This window comes from Paracidovorax cattleyae, from assembly GCF_900104515.1.
Lineage (GTDB): Bacteria > Pseudomonadota > Gammaproteobacteria > Burkholderiales > Burkholderiaceae_C > Paracidovorax > Paracidovorax cattleyae.
Window position 1 is genome coordinate 19,772 of record NZ_FNJL01000001.1, and the last position, 26,807, is coordinate 46,578.

Sequence of the window (26,807 nt, forward strand, 5' to 3'; positions counted from 1 at the left end):
TTGTGGGCCGGGCGCGTGCATGGTGGAAATGGGAATAATGGGCGCGATTGTAGGGCGGCCGGCCGCAAGGCGCTTGTGGGACACGGCCGGCCCCCGGTCCAGCAAGCAGCAACCCAGCGAACGATTACCGCGGAAGGCCCCGACCCATCCATGCACACGCGCACCGTATTCTTCATCTCCGACGGCACCGGCATCACCGCCGAGACCTTCGGCAACGCCATCCTGGCGCAGTTCGACATCAAGCCGCGCCACGTGCGCCTGCCCTTCGTCGACACCGAGGACAAGGCCCATCAGGCCGTGCGGCGCATCAACCACACGGCCGAGCTGGAGGGCAAGAAGCCCATCGTCTTCACCACCCTGGTCAACATGAGCGTGCTGCGCATCATCCAGGAGAACTGCCAGGGCATGCTGCTGGACATGTTCGGCACCTTCATCCGCCCGCTGGAGGGCGAGCTGGGCATCAAGTCGCTGCACCGCGTGGGCCGCTTCGCAGACGTGAGCCTGAGCAAGGAATACACCGACCGCATCGAGGCCATCAACTTCAGCCTGGACCACGACGACGGCCAGAGCCACCGCGACCTGAACGGCGCCGACGTGATCCTGGTGGGCGTCTCGCGCAGCGGCAAGACCCCGACCAGCCTCTACCTGGCCATGCAGTGCGGCCTGAAGGTGGCCAACTATCCGCTCATTCCCGAGGACTTCGAGCGCAGGCAGTTGCCGCCCGCGCTGGAGCCGTACCGCAAGAAGATCTTCGGCCTGACCATCCTGCCCGAGCGGCTCTCGCAGATCCGCAACGAGCGCCGGCCGGGCTCGAAATACGCCGACCTGGCCAACTGCCGCCACGAGGTGGCCGAGGCCGAGGCGATGATGCGGCGCTCGGGCATCCGGTGGCTCTCGACCACCACGAAGAGCATCGAGGAGATCGCGACGACGATCCTGCAGGAGGTGCGGCCGGAGCGGCTGGTGTACTGATCCCCGCCGTCAGTCCTCGTCCTCCACCAGCAGGCAGGTGGCCGAGGCGGGGCACACCACCAGGACCGCCGCGCTGAACGTCGCTGAGGTGAGCGGCGAGAAGGCGCCGGAGAGGCCTCCTCCGTCGTGATACAGGTCACAGCGTCCATTGGTGAAGAAGCTGGCGCCTTCCGCGGCGTACTCCGCCAGGAGCCAGGTGGAAGGGAAAAGAGACGCCGCGAGGCGCCAGCGGGCGGCACACGCGGCCGGGCTGGCGCCCGACGGAAATATTGCAGAATCTCCGCAAAAGAGAGAATAAGGGAGGAAGCCGCCATGGCAAGAAGAAGAGGGAAGACATCCGTCCTCGACGACCTGATGGAACTGGTGGCATGGCTGCCCTGGTGGGTGGGCGTGCTGCTCGCCATCGCGGGCTACGTGGTGCTCAATCGCCTGGCCAACGCCCCGTTGCCGGTGGCGAGCGCGCCGCAGGACATCGCGCACATGGCCACCCACGGTATCTGGCGAGGGTTGGCCTACGCCGGGCAGTTCATCGTGCCGCTCATTTGCGCCATGGGCGCCCTGGCATCCGCCGTGCGCCGGCGCGAGCGGCGCCGGCTGATCGACACGGCATGCCGCAGCACGGCAGCCGACGCGCTGCACGGCATGGACTGGCAGGAATTCGAACGGCTCGTGGGCGAAGGCTTCCGGCGGCAGGGGTACCTGGTGGCAGAGACGGGTGGCGGCGGCGCGGACGGGGGTGTCGATCTCGTGCTCGGCAAGGCCGGCGAGAAATTCCTCGTGCAGTGCAAGCAATGGAAGGCGTTCAAGGTCGGCGTCACCGTGGTGCGCGAGCTGTACGGCGTGATGGCCGCCCGCGGCGCCGCGGGCGGCTTCGTCGTGACCTCGGGCAGCTTCACGCAGGAAGCCACGGCATTCGCCAGCGGACGCAATATCCATCTGATCGACGGGCCCGCGCTGCTGCGACTGATACGTCAGGGGCGGTCCGCGCCAGAGCCCCTGGCACGGGCGCAGGCCCATGCGCAGGCCAATACGCAGGCCCAGCCCGCGGAGCAGCCGGCAGGCAACGGCCCCACGCCCGATCCCACACCCGATCCAGCCTCCGGGACCGAGGCGCCGCCCAGTTGTCCTGTCTGCGCGCAGCCGATGGTGCGCCGGGTCGCCCGGCGCGGGGCATCGGCGGGGCATGGGTTCTGGGGATGCTCGGGCTATCCGCGCTGCCGGGGTACGCGGCCTCTATAGCCCAAGCAATTACTCGAACATGAACCTTGCCCGAATCCGCACTGCGATTATGGTCCAAAGATAACGAGAATTTATTCAACCACAAAATCTACTTTATTTCTTCACCCGCGCAAAATCACTATCTGAAGCCTGAAAGCATGCTCAAATCGGAAACCATTTTCATTTTCCGCAATAGAGATGCAAAACCCCAAAACTCAATCGCCGAAGCCCACACCTACGCTGGACATCGCAAAAATACCCAGCGTAATGCTTGCAAACAATTGGCAGCGTGGAGCAAAGCTGATGGAGAAATGATTTGCAGGCGCAGCAAACAATGTACCCGCCAGAGGATTACCATCGACAGATATAGTTACCATGGATTGGGTGCTCAGCTTTTCTCGTGCTCGCCAAGTCTACGACACTCTGATCGCAGAGCGCATATGGCTGAATGAAGCAGCGCGTCGAGAAATCGTCAAATTGCTCGTAAGAAAAAATGCACTGGGCAACGGAAGTCAACGTTTTCTCTTACCCAGGATGCCGCAAGCAATGGACGATGAATCCATCCAATTCCGCGTCGTCGGTGGCAACATGGATATGTTGATAGGCCCTATGGATGATCTTCGGGCATCATTGGGGAATTTTACATTCCGCCTGGTGGTGGGAGGCGCAGTAGAAGCCGAGCTGGCAGAAAAAGAAGTGAAATCAGGACCGCCAATTAAAATTCCCACCGGAAAATATATGGTGACAATCGAGGAAGTAGGAATATACGCAAGAGACTCTTATGATTTCAACGATCCTCCTGGAGGAGATCAAGATCTCGGCAACCGGAATTTTGAAACCAATAGCGTAGGCCGCACCAGCATGAATGGTGGCTTCAATGTTCATAATTCAGATTTCAGAAATTGGCGCTCATCCAACGGCAGAGGCGGAGATTATATCGTTTATTCTGACATGCGCACTTTAAAGCAAAACACGAATAATACATTCACATCAAACGCTGACTAAATGCACATCCACAATTCAACTCGCCATCGACTCATAGCGTTACTGGTTTTCATAATATTAGGAGTTTGCGCATGGCTGGGGCTCACACCCAGCGGACGCAAGCTGTGCTGCTCAAGTATTTACCAGACCTTCGTCAGCCCCGATCAACGCTTTCAAATAGAGGTATTTCGCACAAGCATGCCCTTGCCCATGTTTCCGGGCTCTGCAGGGGACGCACCGGGTTTCGTACGGCTTCAGACATGGGAAGGAAAGGTGCTGCAAGAGCAGGACATCGAAGCCGTGCAATTGGTCGAACAGATTCGCTGGTCGCCCACAAGCGTGGACATTCCGTTGATTGCTGAATGGCCTTTGCCCAGCAATGTGGCTGCACCGACAGGCTCCCCCGGAAAGTAAGCCGTCTATGGCGGCCCGGCTATCTTCGCAGGCTAAGGCCGCGATGTTCCGACTCACGCATACGCTAATTCTCCCTGCTCAACGGACATCGATCCAACAAAATTGCAGGCGGCCATAGCGCTTGCAACAAGGCTCACTGCAGTGACGCCGGCGCCGTATGCCACAGCCGCCGCTGCAGCTCCGCGGCGCCCGGGCCGGCCGGCGGCGGCGTGCCCTCCCCGCCGGCGATACCCAGCCGCCGCGACCAGCGGTTGTTCAGGTTGCCCGCCATGGTGCGGAAGTGCGGGGACAGCCCGTCCATGCGCGCGAGGCTCTCCAGGTGGGCGGCGATCTTGCGGCCCATGGCGTCCCGGTCGCCCGCGCGGTCGCTGTGCGCGTAGCCGGTCATGAGCGCGAGGGTGCCGGCCAGCAGGGCTTCGGCACACGGCAGGCCCGGCTCGGCCTCGGAAGGATGGAGCAACGGGTTGAGGGACGGACGGGACGCATCGGACATGGAAAAAAACCTCCTGGCTTGCTTGCCGGCATTTTATGAGAATGGTTCTCAATCTCAAAGAATGAAGCACAAACCCTGGTGCCGGCAAGGACGCGATGCGGATGGGCAGGTGTCAGGCCAGCACGAGGCGCCCCACGGCCCGGCGCAGCGGCGCCAGCGCGGCCTGCGTGCCGGCGTGGCGGTCGGTGACCAGCACGTCCACGTCCTGCGCGGCGCAGTAGGCCATGCGGCTGGCTGCGCCGATCTTGCCGTGGTCGGCCAGCAGCACGACCTGGCCGGCCTGCCGGACCATGGCCTGCGCCACGGCGGCCTCGTGGTGTTCGTAGCTGGTGGCGCCCTGCTGCGCGTCCAGCCCCACGGGCGAGAGCAGCGCGACGTCGGCGCGGTGGCGGTGGATCTCGTTCACCGTGGCGTCGCCGAAGGTGGCCTGCATGTCGGCGCGGGGCGTGCCGCCCAGCAGCACCACGCGGTGGCCGGCGCGCTCTCCCGCAAGCGCCAGGGCCAGCGCGACGGCGATGGAGTTGGTCACGACGGTGAGGCCCGCCATGGAGCGCAGCTCGTCGGCGAAGCAGGCCATGGTGCTGCCCGCGTCCATGAACAGCGTCTGCCCCGGCTGCACCAGCCGCAGCGCGGCCTTGGCGATGGCGCGCTTCTCGCGCGCGCGCAGCCGCTGGCGCTCGGCATAGGGGGCCTCGGGCGCCACCGGACGCAGCGCCACCGCACCGCCGTGCACGCGGCGCAGCGTGCCGCGCGCCTCCAGCGCGAGGATGTCGCGGCGCGCGGTCTCGCGGGAGATGTCCAGTTCCTGGGCGATCCGTTCGGTGCTCACGCGCACGACGGTGGCCAGCAGGGATTCGATGCGCAGCAGGCGCTCCTCTTGCAGCATGGCGTAGGGGGAATGCGGAAGAACGACCGCCCCGGCGTCCGGAGGTACCGGAGCGCCGGGGACGGATGGATGGATGAATGAGTGGATCGATGGTGCCACGGCCGGCACCCGGCCGCGCAAAATCAGCCGGCCAGGCCCATGGCCGGGTCGCTCAGCCCGTCGCGGCCGGTCTCGACGCGCCCGGCGAAGCGCCGGGAAAAGCCCGGCAGCGCGTCGCAGGTGAGCGTGAAGTCGTACCAGTGCCCGCTGCCCGAGAGGTCCCACTGCAGGTCCTGCGACTGGCCGGGCGCCACCGTGGCGGTCCAGGGCCCGTCGCCGCGGTAGGCATTGGCCTTCACCTGCAGCGTCGCACTGGCGGTGCCCTGGTTCATGAGCGTGAGATAGGCATTGCCGTTGGCGATGTCATAGCACACGCGCACCTCCGGGTTGGGCACGGCCCCGCGCAGCGCGGTCAGGTTGCCGGCGAAGCCGCGGTGGAAACCGTTGGGGCCCAGCACCCAGAGGTCGTAGGCGCCGCCGTCGGCGCCCGTGCTCCAGCGGTCGTCGAGCTGCTTGCCGGCCTCGACCGCGTAGCGGCGCGGGGCGCGGTCCAGGTGCAGGCGGTCATAGACGTGGAACACGGCCGCCGCGGTGCCGGTGTTGGAGAACAGCAGCTGCACCGTGCCGCCGGCCGCGTCGGTGCGCGCGCTCGTGTGCAGCTCATAGGGCAAGGCGCGGGAAGGCCGCGTGCCGGTGTCCTGCCGCGGCAGGGCCTGCGGCGAGGGCACGGCGATCTGCGGCAGGGCCCCCTGGGCGGCGCGCAGCGCATCGGCATCGACCTTGCTGCGCCGGCCGGACAGCGTGGCCAGGGGCGCGTCGTTGGGCGTGGCGAAGTTGAAGGCGCTGGTGAGGTCGCCGAAGACGGCGCGGCGGTAGGGGCTGATCTGCGGCTCCTTCACGCCGAAGCGGGCTTCGAGGAAGCGCAGCACCGAGGTGTGGTCGAAGTTCTGCGAGTTTACCCAGCCGCCGCGGCTCCAGGGGGAGATCACCCACATGGGCACGCGCGGCCCCGGGCCGTAGCAATCGCCGTCGGGTGGCGGCATGTTGGTGCCGGCATAGGGGGTGTGGGTGTAGTACTCATAGGCCATGTCGCCCGCGGCCAGCGTGGACTTGCCGAGCGTGCCGCCCTGCCCGTCCAGCGACGGCGCGCATGGCGGCGGCAGGTGGTCGAAATAGCCGTCGTTCTCGTCGAAGTTGATGAGCAGCGCCGTCTTGCTCCACACGTCCGGGTTGGCGGTGAGCGCGTCCAGCACTTCCTGCACATACCAGCCGCCCTGCACGGGGCTGGAGGGGCCGGGGTGCTCGGAGTAGGTGGCGGGCGGGATGATCCACGACACCTGCGGCAGCGTGCCGGTCTGCACGGCCTGGCGGAAGGTGCCGAGGAAGCCGCCGTCGGGCATGGTGTTGGCGATGCCCTTGTAGAGCGGGTTGCCGGCATGGTCGCTGGCGGGGTCGTAGGCCGGATTCACGTCGCGGTCGCTGTACACCGGCTTGCCCGAGGCCAGGTTGGCCTGGCGGTACTGCCTGAAGCCGATGAGCGGGTTGTCGGTGAAGTTGTCGGGCATGTTCTGGTACACCATCCACGACACGCCGGCCTGCTGCAGGCGCTCGGGATAGGTGGTCCAGTCGTAGCCGCCCGTGCGGATGTCGGTGTCCGAATCCAGCTCGTCCCACACGTTGTTCACCACCGCCTGGCCAGCCGGCCCCGTGGGGCCGTTCGTGCCGGTCCAGTGGAAGAGGCGGTTGGAATTGGTGCCGCCGTGCAGCGAGCAGAAATATGCATCGCACACGGTGAAGGCATTGGCCAGCGCGAACTGGAACGAGGCCTCGGTCTGCATGTAGTAGCCCATGGACTGGGGCTGCTTGTAGCGCGGCCATTCGGCCATGCGGCCGCGGTCCCAGGCATTGCGCGCATCGACCCAGCTGTGGGGCGTGCCGCGCACGCGCTGGGCGTTGCCGGTGGCCTGGTCCAGGTGGTAGGGCAGCACGGGCTGGCCGTTCTGGTCGGACTGCTGCCAGACGCTGCGCCCGCCCGGCAGGGGAATGGTGAAGCGGTCGCCGAAGCCGCGCACGCCGGCCAGCGTGCCGAAGTAATGGTCGAACGAGCGGTTTTCCTGCATGACGATGACGACGTGCTCGACGTCCATGATCGTGCCGGTGCGCTGGTGGGCGGGAATGGCCAGGGCGCGCCGGATGCTGGGCGGGAACAGGCCCAGCGCGGCGGCACCGGCCGTGGTGCCGGCGGCGGCCTGCAGAAACTTGCGTTTGGAAGGATCGAGGGTCATGGTGGGCGCGGGAAGGGGGAGGACGGGACGGACGGGGAGCGCGGCCCGCTCAGGGCGCGCAGCGCATGGCGGGCTTTTCGGCGCCGAGCGGGTGGCCGCTGCCGCTACCGTCCCCTCCGCCGCAGCCGGCCAGGGCCAGGGCGATGGCCGGGGCGGCCAGGAGGGAGAGCAGGCGCCGCGCCCACCGGGCGCGCGAGGGGTGGGCATCGAAGGTCGTCATCGGGGGCCTCGTGGAGATCGTGGAAACCTGCCCGGCGAATGTGGTGCGCGCCGGACCATGATTTGCAAAAAAAGCACACAAATGCACAAATCTGCAACGCGATGATCCGTCCCGTGCGTGTCAGCCCCATGACGTGCGCCGTCATCGTCGTTGCCAACTGCAACCCCGCACTGCGAGCCGTGCGGCCCCAATGAAAAAGGGAGCGGCCATGCCGCTCCCTTTTGCCGTGGGGGTGAATCGCCGCGTCAGGCCGGGGCCGTCGTGCGGATCAGGTGGTCGAACGCGCCCAGCGCCGCCTTCGCACCCTCTCCGGCTGCGATGATGATCTGCTTGTAGGGCACCGTGGTGCAGTCGCCGGCCGCGAACACGCCGGGCACGCTGGTGCGGCCGTGGGAGTCCACCACGATCTCGCCGAAGCGCGACAGGTCCACCGTGCCCTTGAGCCAGTCGGTGTTGGGCAGCAGGCCGATCTGCACGAAGATGCCTTCCAGGGCCAGCACATGGTGCTCGTCGTTCGTGCGGTCCTTGTAGCTCAGGCCGGTCACGCGGTTGCCGTCGCCCTTCACTTCGGTGGTCTGCGCGTTGAGGATCACGTCCACGTTCGGCAGGCTGCGCAGCTTGCGCTGCAGCACGGCGTCGGCCTTCAGCTCGCCCGCGAACTCCAGCACGGTGACGTGGGCCACCACGCCGGCCAGGTCGATCGCAGCCTCCACGCCGGAGTTGCCGCCGCCGATCACCGCCACGCGCTTGCCCTTGAAGAGCGGGCCGTCGCAGTGCGGGCAGTAGGTCACGCCCCTGGTGCGGTACTGTTCCTCGCCCGGCACGTTCATGTTGCGCCAGCGCGCGCCGGTGGAAATGATCACGGTGCGGGACGAGAGCGTGCCGCCGTTCTCCAGTTCGATCTCGATCAGGCCGCCTTCGGAGGCAGCGGGCCGGAGCGCACGGGCGCGCTGCAGGTTCATCAGGTCCACCTCGTAGTCGCGCACATGCTGCTCCAGCGCGGCGGCGAACTTCGGGCCATCGGTCTTGCTGACCGAGATGTAGTTCTCGATGTCCAGCGTGTCGTTCACCTGGCCGCCGAAGCGCTCGGCCGCGATGCCGGTGCGGATGCCCTTGCGGGCGGCATAGACGGCCGCCGCGGCACCTGCCGGGCCGCCGCCGACGATCAGCACGTCGAACGCCTCCTTGGCGGACAGCCTGGCGGCTTCGCGCTTCGCGGCGCCGGTGTCGAGCTTGCCGACGATCTCCTCGATGGTCATGCGGCCGGAGCCGAACACCTGGCCGTTGAGGAAGACCATGGGCACGGCCATGATCTCGCGGTCGGTCACTTCCTGCTGGAAGGCGCCGCCCTCGATCACGGTGGTACGGATGCTGGGGTTGAGGACGGCCATCAGCGACAGGGCCTGCACCACGTCCGGGCAGTTGTGGCAGGTCAGGCTCATGTAGACCTCGAAATCGAAGTCGCCGTCGAGCGCCTGGACCTGCTCGATCACGTTCTGCTCCACCTTCGGCGGATGGCCGCCGGTCCACAGCAGTGCCAGCACGAGCGAGGTGAATTCATGGCCCAGCGGCAGGCCGGCGAAGCGCAGGCTCGTCTGCGTGCCGGCACGCTGCAGCGTGAAGGACGGCTTGCGGGCATCGCTGCCGTCGGTGCGCAGGCTGATCCTGTCGCTGCGCAGGGACTGGATGGTTTCCAGCAGGTCGCGCATCTGCACGGAGGTCTCGCTGCCGTCGAGCGACGCCACGATCTCGAACGACTGCGTCACGCGCTCCAGATAGGCGGAAAGTTGGGATTTGAGTTGGTCGTCGAGCATGGGTGTCCTTCGGATGTTTCGAGTTATGCGGGGAGCCCGGGAGCCGGAAAACGGGCGAAAAAAAGCCGGACGGCACGGCGCGCGAGCGCCATGCGGGGGTCCGGCAGGGAAAGCGCGCGGGGCGCTTCCGGATCGCGCGGGCGGTTAGATCTTGCCGACCAGGTCCAGCGAAGGCGTTAGGGTCTTGGCGCCTTCCTTCCACTTGGCGGGGCACACCTGGCCGGGGTTGGCGGCGGTGAACTGGGCGGCCTTGAGCTTGCGCAGGGTTTCCGACACGTCGCGGGCGATCTCGTTGGAATGGATCTCCATCGTCTTGATGATGCCGTCGGGATTGATCACGAAAGTGCCGCGCAGTGCCAGGCCTTCTTCGGGGATGTGCACGCCGAAGGCGTTGGTCAGCTGGTGCGTCGGGTCGCCGACCAGGGGGAACTTGGCCTTGCCGACGGCGTCGGAGGTTTCGTGCCACACCTTGTGCGAGAAGTGCGTGTCGGTGGTCACGATGTACACCTCGGCACCGGCCTTCTGGAACTCGGCGTAGTTGTCGGCGGCGTCCTCGATCTCGGTGGGGCAGTTGAACGTGAAGGCGGCCGGCATGAAGATCAGGACGGACCACTTGCCCTTCAGGTTCTCTTCAGTCACGGTAATGAACTCACCCTTGCCATTGCGGTTCACGAACGCTTCGGTCTTGAAAGGCTGGACTTGGGTATTGATCAGGGACATTGCTGTTTCCTCGGTTGGTGGGTTGCTGAATGACAAGACGAAGTTTAGGGGCGCTCAACCAATCAATCCAATTAATTGATTCCATCCGATCGATTGGATCGAGCTATTGACTGCCGACCCTGGCTGCTGCGGGGCCATCGCCATGCCCACGGGCCCCGCCCGCGGGGCGCTCCAATGAGAACACAACTCAATGTCACACGCAGGCAGACCGGGCGCGTGGGGGCTTCGCCTTGCCGTGGCGGGCGGGCATCACGACAATCGCGCCGACACCGCACCATTCCATTATTACGAGGAGAGCCCCATGCAAGGCGACGCCCAGGTCATTTCCCATCTGCAGGCCCAGCTCAAGAACGAGCTGACGGCCATCAACCAATACTTCCTGCATTACCGGATGCTCAAGCACTGGGGCTTCGACCGCCTGGCGAAGAAGGAGTACGAAGAGTCCATCGGCGAGATGAAGCACGCCGACCGCATCATGGACCGCATCTTCATGCTGGACGGCCTGCCCAACCTGCAGGACCTGGGCAAGCTGCAGGTCGGCGAGGATGTGCCGGAGATCCTCGAATGCGACCTGCGCTCCGAGCGCGGCGCGCAGGCCACCATCAAGGAGGGCATCGCCCACTGCGAGGCGGTGCGCGACTACGTCTCGCGCGACCTGCTGCAGGAAATCCTCGAGGACACCGAGGAGCACATCGACTTCCTGGAGACGCAACTGGGCCTCGTGGAGCAGGTGGGCGTGCAGAACTATCTGCAGTCGCAGATGGGCGAGGCGGACTGACGCCTGCAGCGCCGGCGCATTGGCCGGCGATGCCGACAGCTATGGGCCTGCGGGCCCATTTTTTTTGCGTGCGGCATCCAGGCAGATGCGCAGCGGTGCGGAGACCGCGGGAAAAGTTGCATGCCCATGGTGGAAATTCGGAGAATTCCACGAACACAAATGAGAATGCGTATCAAAAATAATTAGAATCCATCGCCTTGGGAGCCGCCGCCCGCGCACCCTGTCCGGGCCTTCGCCGCAGGCGTTGACCGGCGCCCCATCGCAAGCCAGTCCGGACACCGGCCTTTCCGCCCCGGCAGCCAGCGCTCAGCTTTTTTGTCGTCCCGAAGTCTGCCGCCATGCTGTCCTCCCCTGTCTGCGTCCCTCCCTTGCCCCGCCGCGCCACGTGCTGGGGCGGTCCCTCCGGCACGGCCCTGGCCCGCGCGGGCCTGTACTGCGGTGCCGTGCTGCTCACGGCGGTGCCCCTGGCCGCGCGCGCGCAGGCGCAGGCCGAGGGCGAGCGTTCCGCGACGCTCGGCGAAGTGCAGGTGAGCGCGGACCGTTCCGGCGAGGCTGCAGCGCCCGCGCGCCGCGTGCAGAGCGCCTCGCGGCTGGGCCTGTCGGTGCGCGAGACGCCGCGCTCCGTGAGCGTGGTGGAGCGCGAAACGCTGGAGCAGCAGGGCGCCACCACCGAGCGCGAGGTGCTGCGCAACGCCTCGGGCGTGGCCTCGCGCAGCGAGTATTACGGCTCCTATTCCCAGTTCTCGGTGCGCGGCCTGTGGGCCAACAACACCTACAACTACCTGCGGGACGGCGCCAAGTTCATGCACCTGATCGATCCGCCGCTGTTCAATATCGACCGGGTGGAAGTGATCAAGGGGCCCGCTGCGCTGGAGTACGGCCAGGTCGCGCCGGGCGGGCTGATCCAGTACGTGAGCAAGCAGCCGCAGGCCGAGGCGCTGCGCTCGGTGCGCCTGGGCGCCGGCAGCTATGGCTGGCGTTCCGGAGAATTCGACCTGACCGGGCCGATCGACTCCGAAGGCACACTGCTCTACCGCCTGACCGGCGGGGCCAGCCGCGGCGGCAACGCGGTGGACGGCATCACGCCGGAAAAGCGCGGCCTGGGCGGGGCGCTGGAATGGCGCATCTCGCCGCAGACGCGCTGGCGGGTACAGGCCGAGACCTACCGCCTGGAGACCACCTCCTACCCCGGCCTGCCGGTGCCGGTGCCATCCGACCCGCGCAGCGCCGACGCGCTGGACAAGGGCAACTTCTACGGCGAGCCGTGGCTTACTACCAAAGGCCGCATGCGCTTTTACGCCAGCGAGCTGACGCACCGCTTCACCGATGCGCTGGATGCGCGCCTGTACGTCTCGCGCAACGAGACGGAACGCGACGTGCTGCTGTCGATGCTGTCGGGAGTGTCCGCCGGCCGGGTGGCGCGCGGCTACTGGCTGGCGCCGGGGCAGAGCTACACCTCGGATACGGTGCTGGCCGAGCTGCGCGGCGGCTGGCGCACCGGCGCGGTGGAACACCGCGTGCTCGCCGGCGTGGACTGGCGCGCGATGGAGAGCCGGTACGGCGCGAGCGGCACGGGCACCCTGCCCGCCGTCGATCTGTCGCAGCCCGTGACCGGCATCGCGCCGCCCGTGGCTTCCACGGGTGGGCCGGCGGTCGCCAGCGATACGCGCAACCCGGGCATCTACGTGCAGGACCGCATGGCCTGGGGACCCTGGGCGCTCACCGCCGGCCTGCGCCACGACCGGCTGAAGGACCGCTACGTCAAGCCGCAACTGGACGCGAGCAAGACCCAGCCCTCCATCGCCCTGAGCTGGGAGGCCACGCCGGAGAGCATGCTCTACGTGAGCCATGCGCGCTCGTTCCAGGCGAACGTGGGCACCCTGCTCGCGGGGAACGTGGCGGCGCCGCCGTCCGAAGGCAAGCAGATCGAGGTGGGGGTGAAGCAGGAATGGCTGTCCCGCCGGCTGCTGACCACCGCCTCGCTGTTCGAGCTCGAGCTCACCAACAGCCCCGCCAGCGACCCCGCCAACCCCGGCTATTCGGTGCTCACGGGCCGCCAGCGCATCCGCGGCCTGGAACTGGAGGCCAAAGGCCGCATCGCGCCGGGCTGGACGGTCTCGGCCCAGGCCACCTTCATGGACCCGAAGGTGCTGGCCGACACGGTGACGGGCGCCAACGTGGGCAACCGCGTGGCGCTGGCGACCAAGCGCACCGCATCGCTCTGGACGCAGTACCGCATCGCCGCCGTGCCTGGCCTGTGGGTGGGCGGCGGCCTCACGCACCAGGGCGACAAGTTCCTGGCCAACGACAACCGGCGGCGCCTGCCGGGCTACACGGTGGCCGACCTCGCCGTGGGCTACGAGATGGCCGGCGGCATGCGCCTGCAGGCCAACCTGAAGAACGCCGCGGACAAGCGCTACTACCTCGACGGCACCAGCAATGCCGCGGGCTTCACCTCGGTCACGCCGGGCGAGCCGCGCGCGCTGCAGGTCACGCTCGACTACGCCTTCTGACCGCCGGGAAATCCACTGCATGAAAGCCACCCGCCCCCTCTGGAAATACCGCCTGGCCATCGCGTCGCGCGCGCTGGCCGCCACGGCCGGCGGCTATGCGCTCGCGGCCGCCGCCACGGCGGCCGGCGCGCTGGCCCTCGCGCTCGCGATGCCGCGCGTGGAGGCGGTGCTGGCCGCGACGATGTTCTCCTGGCTGGTCTATGCCGGCGCGGTGGCCTGGGTGTTCTACGCGCGCACCGCATGGTCCGCCTGGGCCGGGGTGGGCGTGCCCGCGCTGCTGCTGGGGGCGTGCGTGCTCGCGCCGCACCTGTGGGGAGGCGCGGCATGACGGCCCCGGCGAAAGACACCGCACGGACCAAGGCGGCACCCGAGCGCGAGGGCTTCCGGCAGGCGATGTCCTGGGTGCACACCTGGGCGGGCCTGGTGCTGGGATGGCTGCTCTTCGCCATCTTTGCCACGGGTACGCTGAGCTTCTTCAAGAGCGAATTCAATCTCTGGATGCGCCCCGAGATGCACGGGCTGGCCCCCGCGAGCGCCAACGTGGCGGACCGGGCGCAGGCGGCGCTGCACCGCCACGCGCCGGGCGTGACGCAGTGGATCATGCGCCTGCCCGACGAGCGCCTGCCGGCCGTCACCGTGCTCTGGCGCGACAGCGCGAAGGGGCGCTTCCAGACCCTGCTCATGGACCCCGCCACGGGCGAGTCGATCGGCACCCGGGACACCATGGGCGGTGAATTCTTCTACCGCTTCCATTTCGAGCTGCGCACGGCCAACCAGAGCCGCTGGGCCCTGGAGGGGCGCTGGATCGTGGGGGTGGCGACGCTGCTGATGTTCATCGCGCTGCTCACGGGCGTGGTGACGCACCGGCGCATCTTCAAGGACTTCTTCACCTTCCGACCGACCAAGGGCGGCCAGCGCGCCTGGCTGGACGCGCACAACGTCTCCGGCGTGCTGGCGCTGCCTTTCTATCTCGTCATCACCTTCAGCGGGCTGATGATCTTCCACACGCTCTACATGCCTGCCGGCATCGCGGCCGCCTATGCGACGCCCAAGGGCACCGACTCGCAGGCCTACTTCGCGGAGATGCAGGGCGACGAGCCCGGCGCCCGCAGCGCACGGCGGGCGCGCGGCGCGGCGTCGGAGGCTGCCGCGCCCCTGCCGCCGCTGGACCTGGCCACGATGGTGGCCGGCGCCCACCGCACCTGGGGCGACGCCCGCATCGGCAACATCTCCGCGCGCCGCGATGCCGACGGCACGGTGGTGGAGGTCACGCGGCACGACGGCGACCGCCTGCAGTACGGCCCCGCGCGGCTGCGCTTCGACGGCGCCACCGCCCGGCAGCTCGCGCTCATCGATCCGCAGACGCCCGCGATCAAGACCTACCGCGTGATCTATGGCCTGCACCTCGCCCGTTTCGCGGGCCCCGGGATGCGCTGGGCGCTGTTCGGCTTCGGCGTGCTCGGCAGCCTGATGATCGCGTCCGGACTGGTGCTTTGGTCCGTGAAACGGCGGGCGCAGTCGCAGCGCAGGTCGGCCGATGCGGGCCTGCCCTTCGGCGAGCGGCTGGTGGCCAGCCTGAACGTGGGCCTGATGGGCGGGCTGCCCCTGGCCGTCGCCGCGTTCCTCGCAGCCAACCGGCTGCTGCCCGTGTCCACGCCCGCGCGCGCCGACGCGGAGCTCGCCTGGTTCTTCGGCACCTGGGGCCTGGGCCTGGCCATCGGTGTGCTGCGGCCCGACCGGCGCGGCTGGGCCCTGCTGCTCGGCGCCGCAGGCGCGCTGTTCGCCGCGCTGCCTGCGATCAACGCGGCCACCACCTCGGCGCACCTGGGGGTCACGCTGCCTGCGGGCGAATGGGCCTGGGCGGGCATGGACCTGTCGTTCCTGGCCGCCGGCCTGGTGTTCTGCGCAATGGCGCGCCATCTGCTGCGCCGCCGCGCGCCCGCCGCGCCGAAAGCGGCCCGCACTCCGCCGCCTGCGTCCCGGGACGGCACCACGCCCGCGCAAGGAGCCTGAACGCGATGCTCGAGCTGCTGCTGTGTTTCGCCGGCTGGGCCGGCATCGCGCTGGGCATGGACCGGCACCATGAGGATGCCTGGGGCCGCGAAGGCGCCCAGGCGCGGCTGCGCGCCTTGCGCCGCGCGGGATGGGCCGTACTGGCACTGTCGCTGGCCCTGGCGGTCGCGTGGCCGCGCATGGCCAGCGTGCCGCTGTCGGTCACCTGGTGGGCCGTGGCGCTCTCGGTATCCGCGCTGGGCGCCACCGCCGCAGCCACCTGGTGGCCGCGGCGCCTGCCACGGCTGCGGATCGCGGCCCTGGCGCTGGCGGTGCTGTGGGCGGCGCTGACAGCCGCCCTGGGGCCGCACGCCACGGGCTGACCGGCGCCTCACCGCCGCGGTCCGTCCCTGCCCTCCGCTCTCTCGCACGACCGGCAGGCTGGGCGCTGCATTGCTATTTATCGACCATCCACTTCAAGGAGCCAACCGATGCCATCGACCTTCCGCCTCTGGGCTGCCACCCTCTTCGCCGCCTGCGCCGCTGCCGGTGCCCAGGCCCACCAGGTGTGGCTCGAAGCCGGCAACGGCCAGGCGCGGCTGCAGTTCGGCGAGTACGCCGACAACCTGCTCGAAAAATCGCCCGGCGCGCTGGACAAGTTCCAGGGCGTGCCGGTGCTGCAGTCCCATGCGGTGGGTGCCGCCGCGGCCACGCGCGTGGAAGGCCGGCGCACCGCGACCGCCTTCGCCTACGCATTGCCTGCGGCCGCCGAGACGCTGTTCGCGGAAGCCCCCTACCCGGTGATCGACCGCAGCAAGGGCGGCAAGCCCGCGCTGCTCTGGCGGCCCGCCGCGCGCTGGGTCGCGGACCTGTCGCGCCCCGTCGCGGCCACGGCGCCGCTGGATGTGGTGCCCACGGGCCGCGCGGGCGAGTTGCGCGTGGTGTTCAACGGCCAGCCGCTGCCCAAGACCCAGGTGACGCTGGCCGCGCCCTCAGGCTGGGCCCGCGAGGCCGTGACCGGCGCGGACGGCACTGTGCGCTTCGCCCTGCCGTGGAAGGGCCAGTACGTGGCCGAGGTGAAGCACTCCGAGGTAGCGGACGGCGAGCGCAATGGAGAGAAGTACGGCGAGACGGCCTACCTCACCACGCTCACCTTCGCCCAGCCCGAGGGCATGGAATCCCCCGCCCTGCCGCCCACCCCTGCGCGCTGATTCCCCGCCGCACCGGGCGCCACGCAGCCCTGTGCGGCACCCGCTCTCCTCTTGCGCCCACACACCACCCGTACGCCGCCCGCAGCGGCGCGGGTGCCCCCTTCCCTGCCTGACATGACCCATTCCTTCGACTCTCCTCCGCTCCCCCGCCGGCCGGCTTCGCGCCCCGACGCTGCGCCGCGCGCGCTCGTACAGGCCCTGTCCGCGGCTGCCGCCGCGCTCTGCGCCCTGGGCGCTGCACCCGCCGCGCATGCCCAGCAGGCCCCCGCTGCGGGCGCTGTCCCGGCTGGGGAAGCCACGCTCGCCCCGGTGACGGTGAGTGCCGACGGCCAGCAGGAAAATCCCGTGAACCCCGTCGCCGGCTTCGTGGCCCGCCGAGCCCTGTCGGCCACCAAGACCGATACCCCGCTGATCGAGACGCCCCAGGCCATCAGCGTCGTCACCCGCGACCAGATGGAGGCGCAGGGCGCGCAGACGCTGCGCCAGACCACGGCCTATACCGCGGGCATGGTGTCCAACTACTTCGACAGCCGCGTGGACAGCTTCAAGGCCCGCGGCGGTGACGTGACGCAGTACCTGGACGGCCTGCTGCGCACCTACGGCACCTACAACAACATCAAGGCCGAGCCCTACCTGCTCGAACGCGTGGAATTCCTGCGCGGGCCTTCGTCCGTGCTGTACGGCCAGGGCAGCGTGGGCGGCGTGCTCAACCTCACGAGCAAGCGCCCCCAGGCCGAGCCGTTGCGCGAGGTGCAGGTGCAGCTGGGCAACCACGCCCGCAAGCAGATCGCGACCGACCTGACCGGCCCGCTCACACAGGACGGGCAATGGCTCTACCGCCTGGTGGCCGTGGGCCGCGACAGCGACTCCCAGGTGGACCACGTGAGCGACGACCGCCAGGTGTTCGCCCCTGCGCTGACCTGGAAACCCAGCGCCGCCACGTCGCTGACGCTGCAGTTCACGCACCAGAAGGACAAGAGCGGCTCGCTGATCGGCTTCTTCCCGTGGCAAGGCACGCAACTGCCCAGCCCGTATGGCCAGATCCCGACCTCGGCGTTCATCAGCGAGCCCGGCTGGGACGCCTACGACAGCGAGAACAATTCCTGGGGCTACCTCTTCAGCCACCAGTTGAACAGCGCCTGGACGCTGCGCCAGAACCTGCGCCGCACGGTGAGCGACGTCGATTACCGCAGCATGTACACCAGCTTCACCGCCAATAGCGCCACGGGCCGGCCTGCGCGCCCGGTGTTCGAGGCGGACAACCGCACGCTGCTGCGCGATGCCTCCTGGCAGCGCAACGCCAGCCGCCTGCTGATGGTAGATACCCAGCTCGAAGGCAAGCTGCGCGCCGGAGCCACCGAACACACGCTGCTGTTCGGCATGGACGCGCAGCGCAACACCACCAGCCAGTCCTCGTGGTTCAAGACCGTCAGCGGCATCGATGTCTATGCGCCGGTCTATGGCAATTTCACGCCGCCGTCCGAATCCGCGCTGGTGCGCCAGCCCGGCGTCCGGCAGCGGCAGGTCGGCTTCTATGCACAGGACCAGATCCGCTGGGACCGCTGGACGGCCACGCTCGGCCTGCGCCACGACCGGGCCAGGACCGATACCGAAGGCCGCCCCGCTGCCGCCGTGGACGACAGCGCCTGGACCAAGCGCCTGGGTGCAACCTACCAGATGGATGGCGGATGGGCCCCCTACCTGAGCTACTCGGAGTCGTTCCAGCCCCTGGGCGGCGTGGACTTCTACGGCACGCCGTTCAAGCCCCAGCGCGGCCAGCAGTGGGAAGCCGGCGTGAAATGGCAGCCAGAGGGCCGGGGCATCTCGGCCTATGCGGCCATCTACCAGGTGCGCGAGAAGAACCGCAAGACCACCGATCCCGCCAACCCGCGCAACAATCTGCAGATCGGTGAAACCAAGGCCCGCGGACTGGAAGCCGAACTCACGGCCAGCATCGCGCGCAGCTGGGACGCCACGCTGGCCTACGCCTACACCGACGCCGAAATCTCGCGCAGCAACGCGGGCGACCAGGGGCAGCCGGTGGCCGGCGTGCCGAAGCACACGGCCTCCGCCTGGCTGTCGCACCGCTTCGGCACCGGCGGCCGCGGGCAGTGGACGGTGGGCGGCGGGCTGCGCTACACGGGATCGCAGTGGACCGGCACGACCGCCATCACCACGCCGGCCTCCACCATCGCCGATGCCATGGTGGCGTACGATGCAGGCGACTGGCGGCTGGCCTTCAACGTGGTGAACCTGACGGACAAGGTGCAGATCACGCAGTGCCTGGCGCGCGGCGACTGCTTCTACGGCCAGCGTCGCACCTACACGCTGACTTCGACCTACCGCTTCTGACGGGACTTCCTCCCCGGGGCGCGCCCCGCGGGAGTCCTCACTCGGGCAGCAGCCAGTTGCCCAGTTCCTCGGCCTGCTCCATGCACTGTTCCTGCAGCACGGCGCCGTAGGGCCAGCCGCCCACGAACAGCAGCGGAGGTATCTCGGCACAGGGGACACGCCCCATCCCCTCGCGCCACCCCTCGACGAAGGTTTCGTTCAGCGCCCGGATATCGGCCCGGGCCTTCACGGACACGTCGAATACGTGGTGCCGGAAGGCGGCCCAGGCCTTGTCTTCCGGCGCGTAGCGGGTGGACGGAGGCGGGGGCCGTGCGGACGGGCTCCCGGGCGCCTCGTTGTCCCACACACCGGGCCGCCAGCCGGCACCGCCTCCCGGGGGCGTGTCCGTGGGGGAAGCCCCCGGCATGCCGTCCCCGCCGTACCAGGCGGATTCGTCGTCCGTCTCGCAGACGCTGTCCAGGATGCCGCCAACCCGCACGCCGAAGGCGGCGGTGGCGGCGTCGAAGGCCAGCACGCGCAGGGCATCGCCCGGCGAATTGGCCATGACGCAGATGTCGAAGATCCGGGACTGGCCCTCGCGCAGCACTTCCACCATGTCGCTCATCACGCGCACCAGCAGCCGGCCGCCGGAGCGGATGGTGACGGACACCTGCTCGTCCGACCGCTCCTCGAGGTGGGCAGCCAGCGATTCCGCCCACTTGCGGGAAGCGTCGTCGGTGAAATCGTTCTCGGCCAGGGAGCGGCCATCCTCCTTCCAGCGGATGTACTCCAGGGCGGCCTGCACCGGCGTGTTCTGCGGGCCCGAGGGATCGCAGAGGAACATGGTCGAGATGAGCGGGTAGTAGTAGCCGTCGCGCACCTGCACCAGGGCGTCGAGCACGCGCGCGTCGCGCCAGTCGATGGACAGCGACAGGGCGCGCGCCGCCTCGTCGAGCAGCGCTTCCGGGTCGCGCAGGCAGTCGTCGAAGAAGCGCCCGCAGGTGTAGTCGAGCCGGATGCGTCCGCGCAGGGCCATGGCGGCGCGGTGCACGGTGCGGATCAGCGGCACGGCGAGCCCGCTGCCATTCATTGGCGCATGGGCGGTCTCATTCCTGGCGGCCGGCGGCTGGCCGGCGGCCGCCAGACCGGTCGCGAAGACATGGCCGTGCGCATCCGCGGCCTCCCGGCCATCGAAGACGTGCACGTCCAGGAACGCACCCAGGCGCCGCGCCCGCTGCATGAGGTGGTATGCGGACGCGAGGCCCAGGGCCCCGCCGCCGACGATGGCCACGTGCAGCACATCGTCTGCGTCGCCGTGGTTTGACATGTTCTCCCGCCTGAAATTCTGAGTGACAGTGGCCCAATGTGCATGAGAGGCCGCCGGTCTTCAAGGTATCGCCTGGTTCTCGCCCCGAAAAATCCGGAGCGTGGAACGTTTTTGGCAGCGCCGCCGCCTGCCATTCCGGCCGACCCGCCATGTGACAAAGCCCCCGGGATGGTGTCCGCGGGGGCTGTCCGGGACATGGCTGCCCGGGGACCGGTGGTCGGTCCGGTTACACGTTGGTGATGGACACCGCGCGTGTGTTCAGGTGCGCCTCGATCGCTTCCGGACCTCCCTCGGAACCGTAGCCGGAGTCCTTCAGGCCGCCGAACGGCAGTTCGGCGGACGGAGACGCGGGCTGGTTGATCCACAGCATCCCCACTTCGAGCCGCTGCGACAGCAGGTGGGCATGCTTGAGGGAGCGCGTGAAGGCGTAGCCGGCCAGGCCGTAGGGCAGGCGGTTCGCCTCGGCGATGGCATCCTCGATCTTCTCGAAGCCTCGCACCGCGGCCACGGGGCCGAAGGGCTCCTCATTGAAGATGCGTGCGGACACGGGCACCTCGTCCAGCACCGTGGGCTGGAAGAAATTGCCGTCGCCGCCGATGCGCTCGCCGCCGGCCGCCACCTGGGCGCCGTGCTGCACGGCATCCTGCATCAGCTCGGCCATGGCCGCGATGCGGCGGGGGTTGGCCAGCGGGCCCATCTGGGTGCCGTCGGCCAGGCCGTCGCCCACCTTCAGGCCCTGGGCGTGGCGCGCCAGCGCGGCCACGAAGTCCTTGCGGATGCTCTCGTGCACCAGGAAGCGGGTGGGCGAGATGCAGACCTGGCCGGCGTTGCGGAACTTCGCGCCGCCCGCAGCCTTGATGGCGAGTTCCACGTCGGCGTCGTCGGCGACGATCACCGGGGCGTGGCCGCCCAGTTCCATGGTCACGCGCTTCATGTGCTGGCCGGCCAGCGCCGCCAGCTGCTTGCCGACGGGGGTCGAGCCGGTGAACGTGACCTTGCGGATGACCGGATGCGGAATCAGGTAGCTGGAAATCTCCGCCGGATTGCCATAGACCAGGCCCACGGTGCCGGAAGGGACGCCGGCATCGGCGAAGGCACGGATGAGTTCGGCAGGGCTGGCGGGCGTTTCCTCGGGGGCTTTCACGAGGATGGAGCAGCCGGACGCCAGGGCGGCGGCCAGCTTGCGCACCACCTGGTTGATCGGGAAGTTCCAGGGCGTGAACGCGGCCACGGGGCCGACGGGGTCCTTCAGGACGAGCTGCCGCACGGCGAGGCTGCCGCGCGCGGGCACGATGCGGCCGTAGATGCGCTGGCCCTCGTCGGCGAACCATTCGATGATGTCGGCGGCGGCCATGGCCTCGACTTTCGCCTCGGCCAGCGGCTTGCCCTGCTCCTGGGTGAGGATGCGGGCGATGGCGTCGGCGCGCTCGCGCATCAGCGCGGCGGCGCGGCGCATGGTGCGGGCCCGCTCCACGGCGGGGATGTCGCGCCAGGCCTCGAAACCCTTCTGGGCCGCTTCCAGGGCGCGGTCCAGGTCGGCCCGGCCTGCATGGGCTACGCGACCGATTTCCTTGCCCGTGGCCGGGTTGTGCACGGCGATGGTCCTGCCATCGGCGGCATCCTGCCATTCACCGGCAATGAAAAGGCGTGTGCTCGGATACGTCATGCATGTGCTCCTGCGGTAGCTGATAAGAGGATGGGGGACGGGAGGCGGCCGGTCGTGCCACGGGCGTGGCGGCAGCAACACCATATCCTAGCCGGGACCTATGGCACGGCCCGGCAACAAAAAGAAGCACTATAGGCCGGTTGGCGCCGCGGTGTCCGGGCGAAATCACTTTGCTACGCCGAGTTACCCAAGTTGCGGGATTTTTCACCCATTCCGTGCCACCGGAGGGTTTCCGTCCCGCATCTGCGCCGCATCGCCCCCCCAGCCACCTCCCAGTGCGCGGATCAGCCCGACCGTGGCGGTGTACTGCGCGGTGCGCACCTGCAGGGCCTGGCGGCGGTTGCGCAGTTCGCTGCGCCGTGCGTCGAGGAGCTCCAGTTGGCTCACCATGCCGTTGCGGTAGCGCGAGTCCGACAGCTGCGTGGCGCGCACGGCAGACTGCACGGCGCGGCCCTGGGCCTCGGCCTGCCCTGCCAGCAGGCGCAGTGCGCTGAGCTGGTCCTCGACCTCGCGGAAAGCGGTGAGGACCTGGCCGCGGTGGGCCGCCAGCGCACCCTCCAGCCGGGCGCGGGCGCCGTCTTCCTGCGCCTGGCGCTGGCCGCCGTCGAAGAGCGGCAGCGACAGCAGTGCGCCGATGCCCCAGGAGCGGGCCGACCACTTGAAGAGGTCGCCCAGCTCCGGCGAGGCATAGCCGCCATTGCCCGTGAGCGTGACCGCCGGGAACCACGCCGCCTGGGCCACGCCCACGCGGGCCTGCGCCGCCAGCACGGCCGCCTGTGCCGCAGAGACGTCCGGGCGGCGCGCCAGCACGGTGCCCGGCACCCCGGCGGGAATGACGGGCAGCGCCGCCTCGCCAGCCGCGGGGGGCACGGTGAAACCGGTGGCCACCTCCCCGACCAGCAGGGCCAGCGCATGGGTCAGCACCGCCTGCTGGCGCTCCAGCGCGAGCGCGTCGGACTCGGTGGCGGCCACCTCGGTCTGCACGCGCGCCACGTCCAGCTCGGCCACGTCGCCGGCCTGGTAGCGGCGCTCGGTCAGGCGCAAGGTGTCCCGGTAGGCGGCCAGGCTCTCCTGCACCAGCGCCTGCTCGGCCTGCACCGAGCGCAGCTGCAGGTAGGCCTGGGCGGTATCCGCCCGGGCCATCAGGCGCGCGCTTTGCAGCAGCGCCTCGCGCGAGCGGGCATCGAGCCGCGCGGCATCGCTGGCCTGCGAGAGGCGGCCGAACAGGTCCAGTTCATAGGACACATTCAGTCCCGCCGTGGCCAGGGTGGCGGGCACGGGGCCGCCCGTGGCCGTATTGGCACCGGCCTGCCGCGCCACGCCGGCCGAGGCGCCCAGTTGCGGCGCGCGGCTGGCATCGGCGGAGCGCAGCAGCGCGCGCGCTTCGGCCAGGCGGGCGGCGGCCTCCTGCACGTTGGTATTGCCGCTGCCGGCGCGCTGCACCAGATCGTCCAGCACCGGATCGCGGAAGCCCAGCCACCACGTGCCGCGGGGCTGCGTCTCGGCGGGCGGGGCGGTGGTCCACGATGCGGTGCCGGCGGGCTCGCTGAAGGCGGCGGGCACGGCCACGCCGGCATGTTCCGGCACCGCCGGGGTGCTCATGCAGCCCGCCAGCACCAGGGCCGCAGCCAGCGGCGCCAGCCGCGAGAGGGAAACAAAGGGAGAAAACATCGTCATGGCAAAGCTCCGTCTCATTCGTGCAGGCCGCGCGGCGCGGCGATCACGGGGTGCGCCGAGGCCCCGTGGCCCGGCGTGCCCTGGCCGGCGTCGGTGATCGGCGCCACGTGGCTGCCGTGCTGCTGCAGCGGCCGGTTGCCCGCCAGGCGGCGCAGGGCGACGTAGAAGACCGGCGTGAGGAACAGGCCGAAGGCCGTGACGCCGATCATTCCGGCGAACACCGCAACGCCCATGGCGCTGCGCATCTCCGAGCCGGCGCCGGTGGACAGCACCAGGGGCAGCACGCCCATCACGAAGGCCAGCGAGGTCATCAGGATGGGGCGCAGCCGCAGGCGGCTGGCCTCGATGGCGGCCTGCACCGGCGTGCGGCCGGCGAACTCCAGCTCCCGCGCGAACTCCACGATCAGGATCGCGTTCTTGGCCGACAGCCCCACCAGCACGATCAGCCCGATCTGGGTGAACACGTTGTTGTCGCCGCGGGTGAGCCACACGCCCGCCATGGCGGCCATCAGGCCCATGGGCACGATCAGGATGATGGCGATGGGCAGCGTCAGGCTCTCGTACTGCGCAGCCAGCACCAGGAACACCAGCAGGATGGCCAGCGGGAACACCAGAACGGCGGAGTTGCCGGCCAGGATTTCCTGGTAGGTCAGCTCCGTCCACTCGAAGCTGATGCCCGGCGGCAGCGTCTCGGCGGCGATGCGTTCCACCGCGGCCTGTGCCTGGCCCGACGAGAAGCCGGGCGCGGGCCCGCCGTTCACGTCGGCCGAGAGGAAGCCGTTGTAGCGCATGGCGCGCTCGGGGCCGAAGCTGTTCTCGACCTTCATCAGCGCCGACAGCGGAACCATCTCGCCCGTGGCCGAGCGCACCTTGAGCAGGCCCACGTCCTCCGCCCGCGCCCGGTAGGGTGCATCGGCCTGCACGCGCACGCTGTAGGTTCGGCCGAACTGGTTGAAGTCGTTGGCGTACAGGCTGCCCAGGTAGATCTGCAGCGTCTCGAAGATGTCCGTCACCGGCACGCCGAGCTGGCGGGCCTTGGTGCGGTCGATGTCGGCGTACAGCTGCGGCACGTTGACCTGCCAGCTGGTGAACAGCCCCGCCAGTTCCGGCGTCTGGTAGGCCTTGGCCATGAAGGCTTTCACGGCCGCGTCCATGGCGCCATAGCCCAGCGAGGCGCGGTCCTCGATCTGCAGCTTGAAGCCGCCCGTCGTGCCCAGCCCCGCCACCGGCGGCGGCGGGAACATGGCGATGAACGCATCCTGGATGCTGCCGAAGGCCTGGTTGAGCTGGCCGGCGACGGCGCCGCCGCTCTGGTCGGCCCGCCTGCGCTCGGCGAAGGGCTTGAGCGTGACGAACACGATGCCCGCGTTGGAGCTGTTGGTGAAGCCGTTGATCGACAGGCCCGGGAAGGCGATGGCGTCCTCGACGTTGGGGTTCTTCTTGACGATCTCGCCCATGCGGCGGATGACGTCTTCCGTGCGGTCCAGCGTGGCACCGTCGGGCAGTTGCGCGAAGCCCACCAGGTACTGCTTGTCCTGCGCGGGCACGAAGCCGCCGGGCACCGCCTTGAAGAGGCCCCAGGTCGCGCCGACCAGCACCACATAGACAGCCAGCATCAGCGCCTTGCGGCCGATCACGCGGCGCACGCCGCCGCTATAGGCCTCGGAGCCGCGGTGGAACACGCGGTTGAAGCGGCGGAAGAAGCCGCCGAGCACGCGGTCCATGCCGCGGGTGAGCGCATCCTTGGGCTCGTGGTGGCCCTTGAGCAGCAGGGCGCTGAGCGCGGGCGACAGCGTGAGCGAATTGATCGCCGAGATCACCGTGGAGATGGCGATGGTCACCGCGAACTGGCGGTAGAACTGCCCCGTGAGGCCGCTGATGAAGGCCAGCGGCACGAACACGGCCACCAGCACCAGCGCGATGGCGATGATGGGCCCGCTCACCTCGCGCATGGCGCGGTAGGTGGCCTCGCGCGGGGAGAGGCCCGCCTCGATGTTGCGCTCGACGTTCTCCACCACCACGATCGCGTCGTCCACCACGATGCCGATGGCCAGCACCAGCCCGAACAGCGACAGCGCGTTGATCGAGAAGCCCAGCAGGTGCAGCACTGCGAAGGTGCCCACCACCGACACCGGCACGGCCAGCAGCGGGATGATGGACGCGCGCCAGGTCTGCAGGAACAGGATCACCACGATCACCACCAGCGCGATGGCCTCCAGCAGTGTCTGGATGACCGAGTGGATGGAGGCGCGCACGAACTGCGTGGGGTCGTAGGCGATGCGAAACTCCACGCCCTCGGGCATGCGCCTTTGCAGCTCGGCCATGGTGGCGCGCACGTTGGCCGAGATGTCGAGCGCATTGGAGCCGGGCGCCTGGAACACGCCCATGCCCACGGCCGGATCGTTGTTGAGCAGGGAACGCAGCGAGTAGTCGGCCGCGCCCAGTTCCAGCCGGGCCACGTCGCGCAGGCGCGTCACCGCGCCGTCGGCGCCGGTCTTGACGATGATGTCGCCGAACTCTTCCACCGTGGCCAGGCGGCCCCGGGCGTTGATCGACAGTTGCATGTCCACGCCCGGCAGGCCGGGCGACTGGCCCACCACGCCGGCGGCCGCCTGCACGTTCTGCCCGCGGATGGCGGCCACCACGTCGCCCGCGGACAGGCCGCGCTGCGCCACCTTCTGCGGATCCAGCCAGGCGCGCATGGAATAGTCGCCGCCGCCGAAGATCTGCACCTGCCCGACGCCGGGGATGCGGGCCAGCCGGTCCTTGACGTTGAGCACGGCGTAATTGCGCAGGTAGTCGATGTCGTAGCGGCCGTTGGGCGAGACCATGTGCACGACCATGGTCAGGTCCGGCGCGCTCTTCACCGTGGTGACGCCCAGGCGGCGCACTTCCTCGGGCAGGCGCGGCTCGGCCTGCGAGACGCGGTTCTGCACCAGCTGCTGCGCCTTGTCCGGGTCGGTGCCCAGCGCGAAGGTCACGGTGAGCGTCATCACGCCGTCGGTCGTGGCCTGGCTGCCCATGTAGAGCATGCCTTCCACGCCGTTGATGGACTCCTCCAGCGGCGTGGCCACGGTCTCGGCGATCACCTTGGGATTGGCGCCGGGGTAGGTGGCGCGCACCACCACGGAGGGCGGCGCCACCTCGGGGTATTCCGAGATCGGCAGCGCCCGCAGGGCGATCAGCCCCGCCAGGAAAATGAGCACCGACAGCACCCCGGCGAAGATGGGGCGGTCGATGAAGAAACGGGAGAGGTTCATGGTGTCG

At 69.0% G+C, this 26,807-nt stretch carries 20 protein-coding genes; 10 read left to right on the forward strand and 10 right to left on the reverse strand.

Annotation, left to right across the window (positions count from 1 at the left end):
- Window positions 1–150: 150 nt before the first annotated feature.
- From ppsR to BLR05_RS25620, 3 genes are all read left to right on the forward strand, one after another.
- The gene (gene ppsR, locus BLR05_RS00100) at window positions 151–972 is read left to right on the forward strand and encodes a posphoenolpyruvate synthetase regulatory kinase/phosphorylase PpsR (protein WP_092831694.1); all 822 of its coding nucleotides are present in this window, start codon (window positions 151–153) and stop codon (window positions 970–972) included.
- A 312-nt stretch (window positions 973–1,284) separates the two neighbouring features.
- The gene (locus BLR05_RS00110) at window positions 1,285–2,211 is read left to right on the forward strand and encodes a restriction endonuclease (RefSeq protein ID WP_092831695.1); all 927 of its coding nucleotides are present in this window, start codon (window positions 1,285–1,287) and stop codon (window positions 2,209–2,211) included.
- A gap of 345 nt (window positions 2,212–2,556) precedes the next feature.
- Entirely contained in the window at window positions 2,557–3,195 is a 639-nt protein-coding gene (locus tag BLR05_RS25620; RefSeq protein WP_225979338.1) for a DUF6402 family protein, read from the forward strand.
- Between the two features lie 526 nt (window positions 3,196–3,721).
- Here the strand turns inward: BLR05_RS25620 and BLR05_RS00115 are convergent.
- The 6 genes from BLR05_RS00115 to ahpC all read right to left on the reverse strand — a co-directional run bounded on the left by BLR05_RS00115 (window position 3,722) and on the right by ahpC (window position 10,045).
- Window positions 3,722–4,081 (reverse strand): hypothetical protein, encoded by a 360-nt coding sequence (locus tag BLR05_RS00115; protein WP_092831696.1) that lies wholly within the window; start codon window positions 4,079–4,081, stop codon window positions 3,722–3,724.
- A 112-nt stretch (window positions 4,082–4,193) separates the two neighbouring features.
- Entirely contained in the window at window positions 4,194–4,967 is a 774-nt protein-coding gene (locus BLR05_RS00120; RefSeq protein WP_092831697.1) for a DeoR/GlpR family DNA-binding transcription regulator, read from the reverse strand.
- A gap of 122 nt (window positions 4,968–5,089) precedes the next feature.
- The gene (locus BLR05_RS00125; RefSeq protein ID WP_092831698.1) at window positions 5,090–7,291 is read right to left on the reverse strand and encodes a phosphocholine-specific phospholipase C; all 2,202 of its coding nucleotides are present in this window, start codon (window positions 7,289–7,291) and stop codon (window positions 5,090–5,092) included.
- 49 nt (window positions 7,292–7,340) lie between these two features.
- Window positions 7,341–7,511 (reverse strand): hypothetical protein, encoded by a 171-nt coding sequence (locus BLR05_RS26415; protein WP_167361162.1) that lies wholly within the window; start codon window positions 7,509–7,511, stop codon window positions 7,341–7,343.
- Window positions 7,512–7,756: 245 nt separating this feature from the next.
- Window positions 7,757–9,325 (reverse strand): alkyl hydroperoxide reductase subunit F, encoded by a 1,569-nt coding sequence (ahpF, locus tag BLR05_RS00130; RefSeq protein ID WP_092831699.1) that lies wholly within the window; start codon window positions 9,323–9,325, stop codon window positions 7,757–7,759.
- A gap of 144 nt (window positions 9,326–9,469) precedes the next feature.
- Window positions 9,470–10,045 (reverse strand): alkyl hydroperoxide reductase subunit C, encoded by a 576-nt coding sequence (ahpC, locus tag BLR05_RS00135; RefSeq protein WP_013593858.1) that lies wholly within the window; start codon window positions 10,043–10,045, stop codon window positions 9,470–9,472.
- A 301-nt stretch (window positions 10,046–10,346) separates the two neighbouring features.
- Here ahpC and bfr point away from each other — a divergent pair, with 301 nt between their 5' ends.
- The 7 genes from bfr (at window position 10,347) to BLR05_RS00170 (ending at window position 18,891) form a co-directional block, all read left to right on the forward strand.
- Window positions 10,347–10,823: a bacterioferritin gene (bfr, locus tag BLR05_RS00140; RefSeq protein WP_011794517.1), complete on the forward strand. Its 477-nt coding sequence runs from the start codon at window positions 10,347–10,349 to the stop codon at window positions 10,821–10,823.
- Window positions 10,824–11,161: 338 nt separating this feature from the next.
- Window positions 11,162–13,336 carry a TonB-dependent siderophore receptor gene (locus tag BLR05_RS00145; protein WP_092831700.1) on the forward strand — a complete coding sequence of 725 codons (2,175 nt, stop codon included), beginning with the start codon at window positions 11,162–11,164 and terminating at the stop codon, window positions 13,334–13,336.
- A 19-nt stretch (window positions 13,337–13,355) separates the two neighbouring features.
- On the forward strand, window positions 13,356–13,664 hold the full coding sequence (locus BLR05_RS00150) for a DUF3649 domain-containing protein (RefSeq protein WP_092831701.1): 309 nt from the start codon (window positions 13,356–13,358) through the stop codon (window positions 13,662–13,664).
- Complete coding sequence (locus BLR05_RS00155; RefSeq protein WP_092831702.1) at window positions 13,661–15,349, forward strand: PepSY-associated TM helix domain-containing protein; 1,689 nt, start codon at window positions 13,661–13,663, stop codon at window positions 15,347–15,349. The genes BLR05_RS00150 and BLR05_RS00155 overlap by 4 nt, the downstream gene beginning before the upstream one ends.
- A 5-nt stretch (window positions 15,350–15,354) precedes the next feature.
- Window positions 15,355–15,711: a DUF3325 domain-containing protein gene (locus BLR05_RS00160; protein WP_092831703.1), complete on the forward strand. Its 357-nt coding sequence runs from the start codon at window positions 15,355–15,357 to the stop codon at window positions 15,709–15,711.
- Between the two features lie 108 nt (window positions 15,712–15,819).
- Complete coding sequence (locus BLR05_RS00165) at window positions 15,820–16,539, forward strand: DUF4198 domain-containing protein (protein WP_092831704.1); 720 nt, start codon at window positions 15,820–15,822, stop codon at window positions 16,537–16,539.
- A 114-nt stretch (window positions 16,540–16,653) separates the two neighbouring features.
- Window positions 16,654–18,891 (forward strand): TonB-dependent siderophore receptor, encoded by a 2,238-nt coding sequence (locus tag BLR05_RS00170; protein ID WP_192883878.1) that lies wholly within the window; start codon window positions 16,654–16,656, stop codon window positions 18,889–18,891.
- A 37-nt stretch (window positions 18,892–18,928) separates the two neighbouring features.
- Here the strand turns inward: BLR05_RS00170 and BLR05_RS00175 are convergent, their stop codons facing one another.
- From BLR05_RS00175 to BLR05_RS00190, 4 genes are all read right to left on the reverse strand, one after another.
- Entirely contained in the window at window positions 18,929–20,197 is a 1,269-nt protein-coding gene (locus BLR05_RS00175) for an FAD-dependent oxidoreductase (RefSeq protein WP_092831705.1), read from the reverse strand.
- A gap of 226 nt (window positions 20,198–20,423) precedes the next feature.
- Window positions 20,424–21,863 (reverse strand): NAD-dependent succinate-semialdehyde dehydrogenase, encoded by a 1,440-nt coding sequence (locus BLR05_RS00180; RefSeq protein ID WP_092831706.1) that lies wholly within the window; start codon window positions 21,861–21,863, stop codon window positions 20,424–20,426.
- A 204-nt stretch (window positions 21,864–22,067) separates the two neighbouring features.
- Entirely contained in the window at window positions 22,068–23,540 is a 1,473-nt protein-coding gene (locus BLR05_RS00185) for an efflux transporter outer membrane subunit (RefSeq protein ID WP_092831707.1), read from the reverse strand.
- 14 nt (window positions 23,541–23,554) lie between these two features.
- Window positions 23,555–26,800 carry an efflux RND transporter permease subunit gene (locus BLR05_RS00190; RefSeq protein ID WP_092831708.1) on the reverse strand — a complete coding sequence of 1,082 codons (3,246 nt, stop codon included), beginning with the start codon at window positions 26,798–26,800 and terminating at the stop codon, window positions 23,555–23,557.
- Between the last annotated feature and the right edge of the window lie 7 nt (window positions 26,801–26,807).

Excerpts from the sequence above, each read along its gene's own strand:
- BLR05_RS26415 (WP_167361162.1), bottom strand. The coding sequence starts at position 7,511 with ATGACGACCTTCGATGCCCACCCCTCGCGCGCCCGGTGGGCGCGGCGC.
- ahpF (WP_092831699.1), bottom strand. The coding sequence starts at position 9,325 with ATGCTCGACGACCAACTCAAATCCCAACTTTCCGCCTATCTGGAGCGC.
- BLR05_RS00125 (WP_092831698.1), bottom strand. The coding sequence starts at position 7,291 with ATGACCCTCGATCCTTCCAAACGCAAGTTTCTGCAGGCCGCCGCCGGC.
- BLR05_RS00150 (WP_092831701.1), top strand. The coding sequence starts at position 13,356 with ATGAAAGCCACCCGCCCCCTCTGGAAATACCGCCTGGCCATCGCGTCG.
- BLR05_RS00170 (WP_192883878.1), top strand. The coding sequence starts at position 16,654 with ATGACCCATTCCTTCGACTCTCCTCCGCTCCCCCGCCGGCCGGCTTCG.
- BLR05_RS00180 (WP_092831706.1), bottom strand. The coding sequence starts at position 21,863 with ATGACGTATCCGAGCACACGCCTTTTCATTGCCGGTGAATGGCAGGAT.
- BLR05_RS00115 (WP_092831696.1), bottom strand. The coding sequence starts at position 4,081 with ATGTCCGATGCGTCCCGTCCGTCCCTCAACCCGTTGCTCCATCCTTCC.
- BLR05_RS00185 (WP_092831707.1), bottom strand. The coding sequence starts at position 23,540 with ATGACGATGTTTTCTCCCTTTGTTTCCCTCTCGCGGCTGGCGCCGCTG.
- BLR05_RS00190 (WP_092831708.1), bottom strand. The coding sequence starts at position 26,800 with ATGAACCTCTCCCGTTTCTTCATCGACCGCCCCATCTTCGCCGGGGTG.
- ppsR (WP_092831694.1), top strand. The coding sequence starts at position 151 with ATGCACACGCGCACCGTATTCTTCATCTCCGACGGCACCGGCATCACC.
- BLR05_RS00160 (WP_092831703.1), top strand. The coding sequence starts at position 15,355 with ATGCTCGAGCTGCTGCTGTGTTTCGCCGGCTGGGCCGGCATCGCGCTG.
- BLR05_RS00155 (WP_092831702.1), top strand. The coding sequence starts at position 13,661 with ATGACGGCCCCGGCGAAAGACACCGCACGGACCAAGGCGGCACCCGAG.
- BLR05_RS00165 (WP_092831704.1), top strand. The coding sequence starts at position 15,820 with ATGCCATCGACCTTCCGCCTCTGGGCTGCCACCCTCTTCGCCGCCTGC.
- BLR05_RS00110 (WP_092831695.1), top strand. The coding sequence starts at position 1,285 with ATGGCAAGAAGAAGAGGGAAGACATCCGTCCTCGACGACCTGATGGAA.
- BLR05_RS00175 (WP_092831705.1), bottom strand. The coding sequence starts at position 20,197 with ATGTCAAACCACGGCGACGCAGACGATGTGCTGCACGTGGCCATCGTC.
- ahpC (WP_013593858.1), bottom strand. The coding sequence starts at position 10,045 with ATGTCCCTGATCAATACCCAAGTCCAGCCTTTCAAGACCGAAGCGTTC.
- BLR05_RS00120 (WP_092831697.1), bottom strand. The coding sequence starts at position 4,967 with ATGCTGCAAGAGGAGCGCCTGCTGCGCATCGAATCCCTGCTGGCCACC.
- bfr (WP_011794517.1), top strand. The coding sequence starts at position 10,347 with ATGCAAGGCGACGCCCAGGTCATTTCCCATCTGCAGGCCCAGCTCAAG.
- BLR05_RS00145 (WP_092831700.1), top strand. The coding sequence starts at position 11,162 with ATGCTGTCCTCCCCTGTCTGCGTCCCTCCCTTGCCCCGCCGCGCCACG.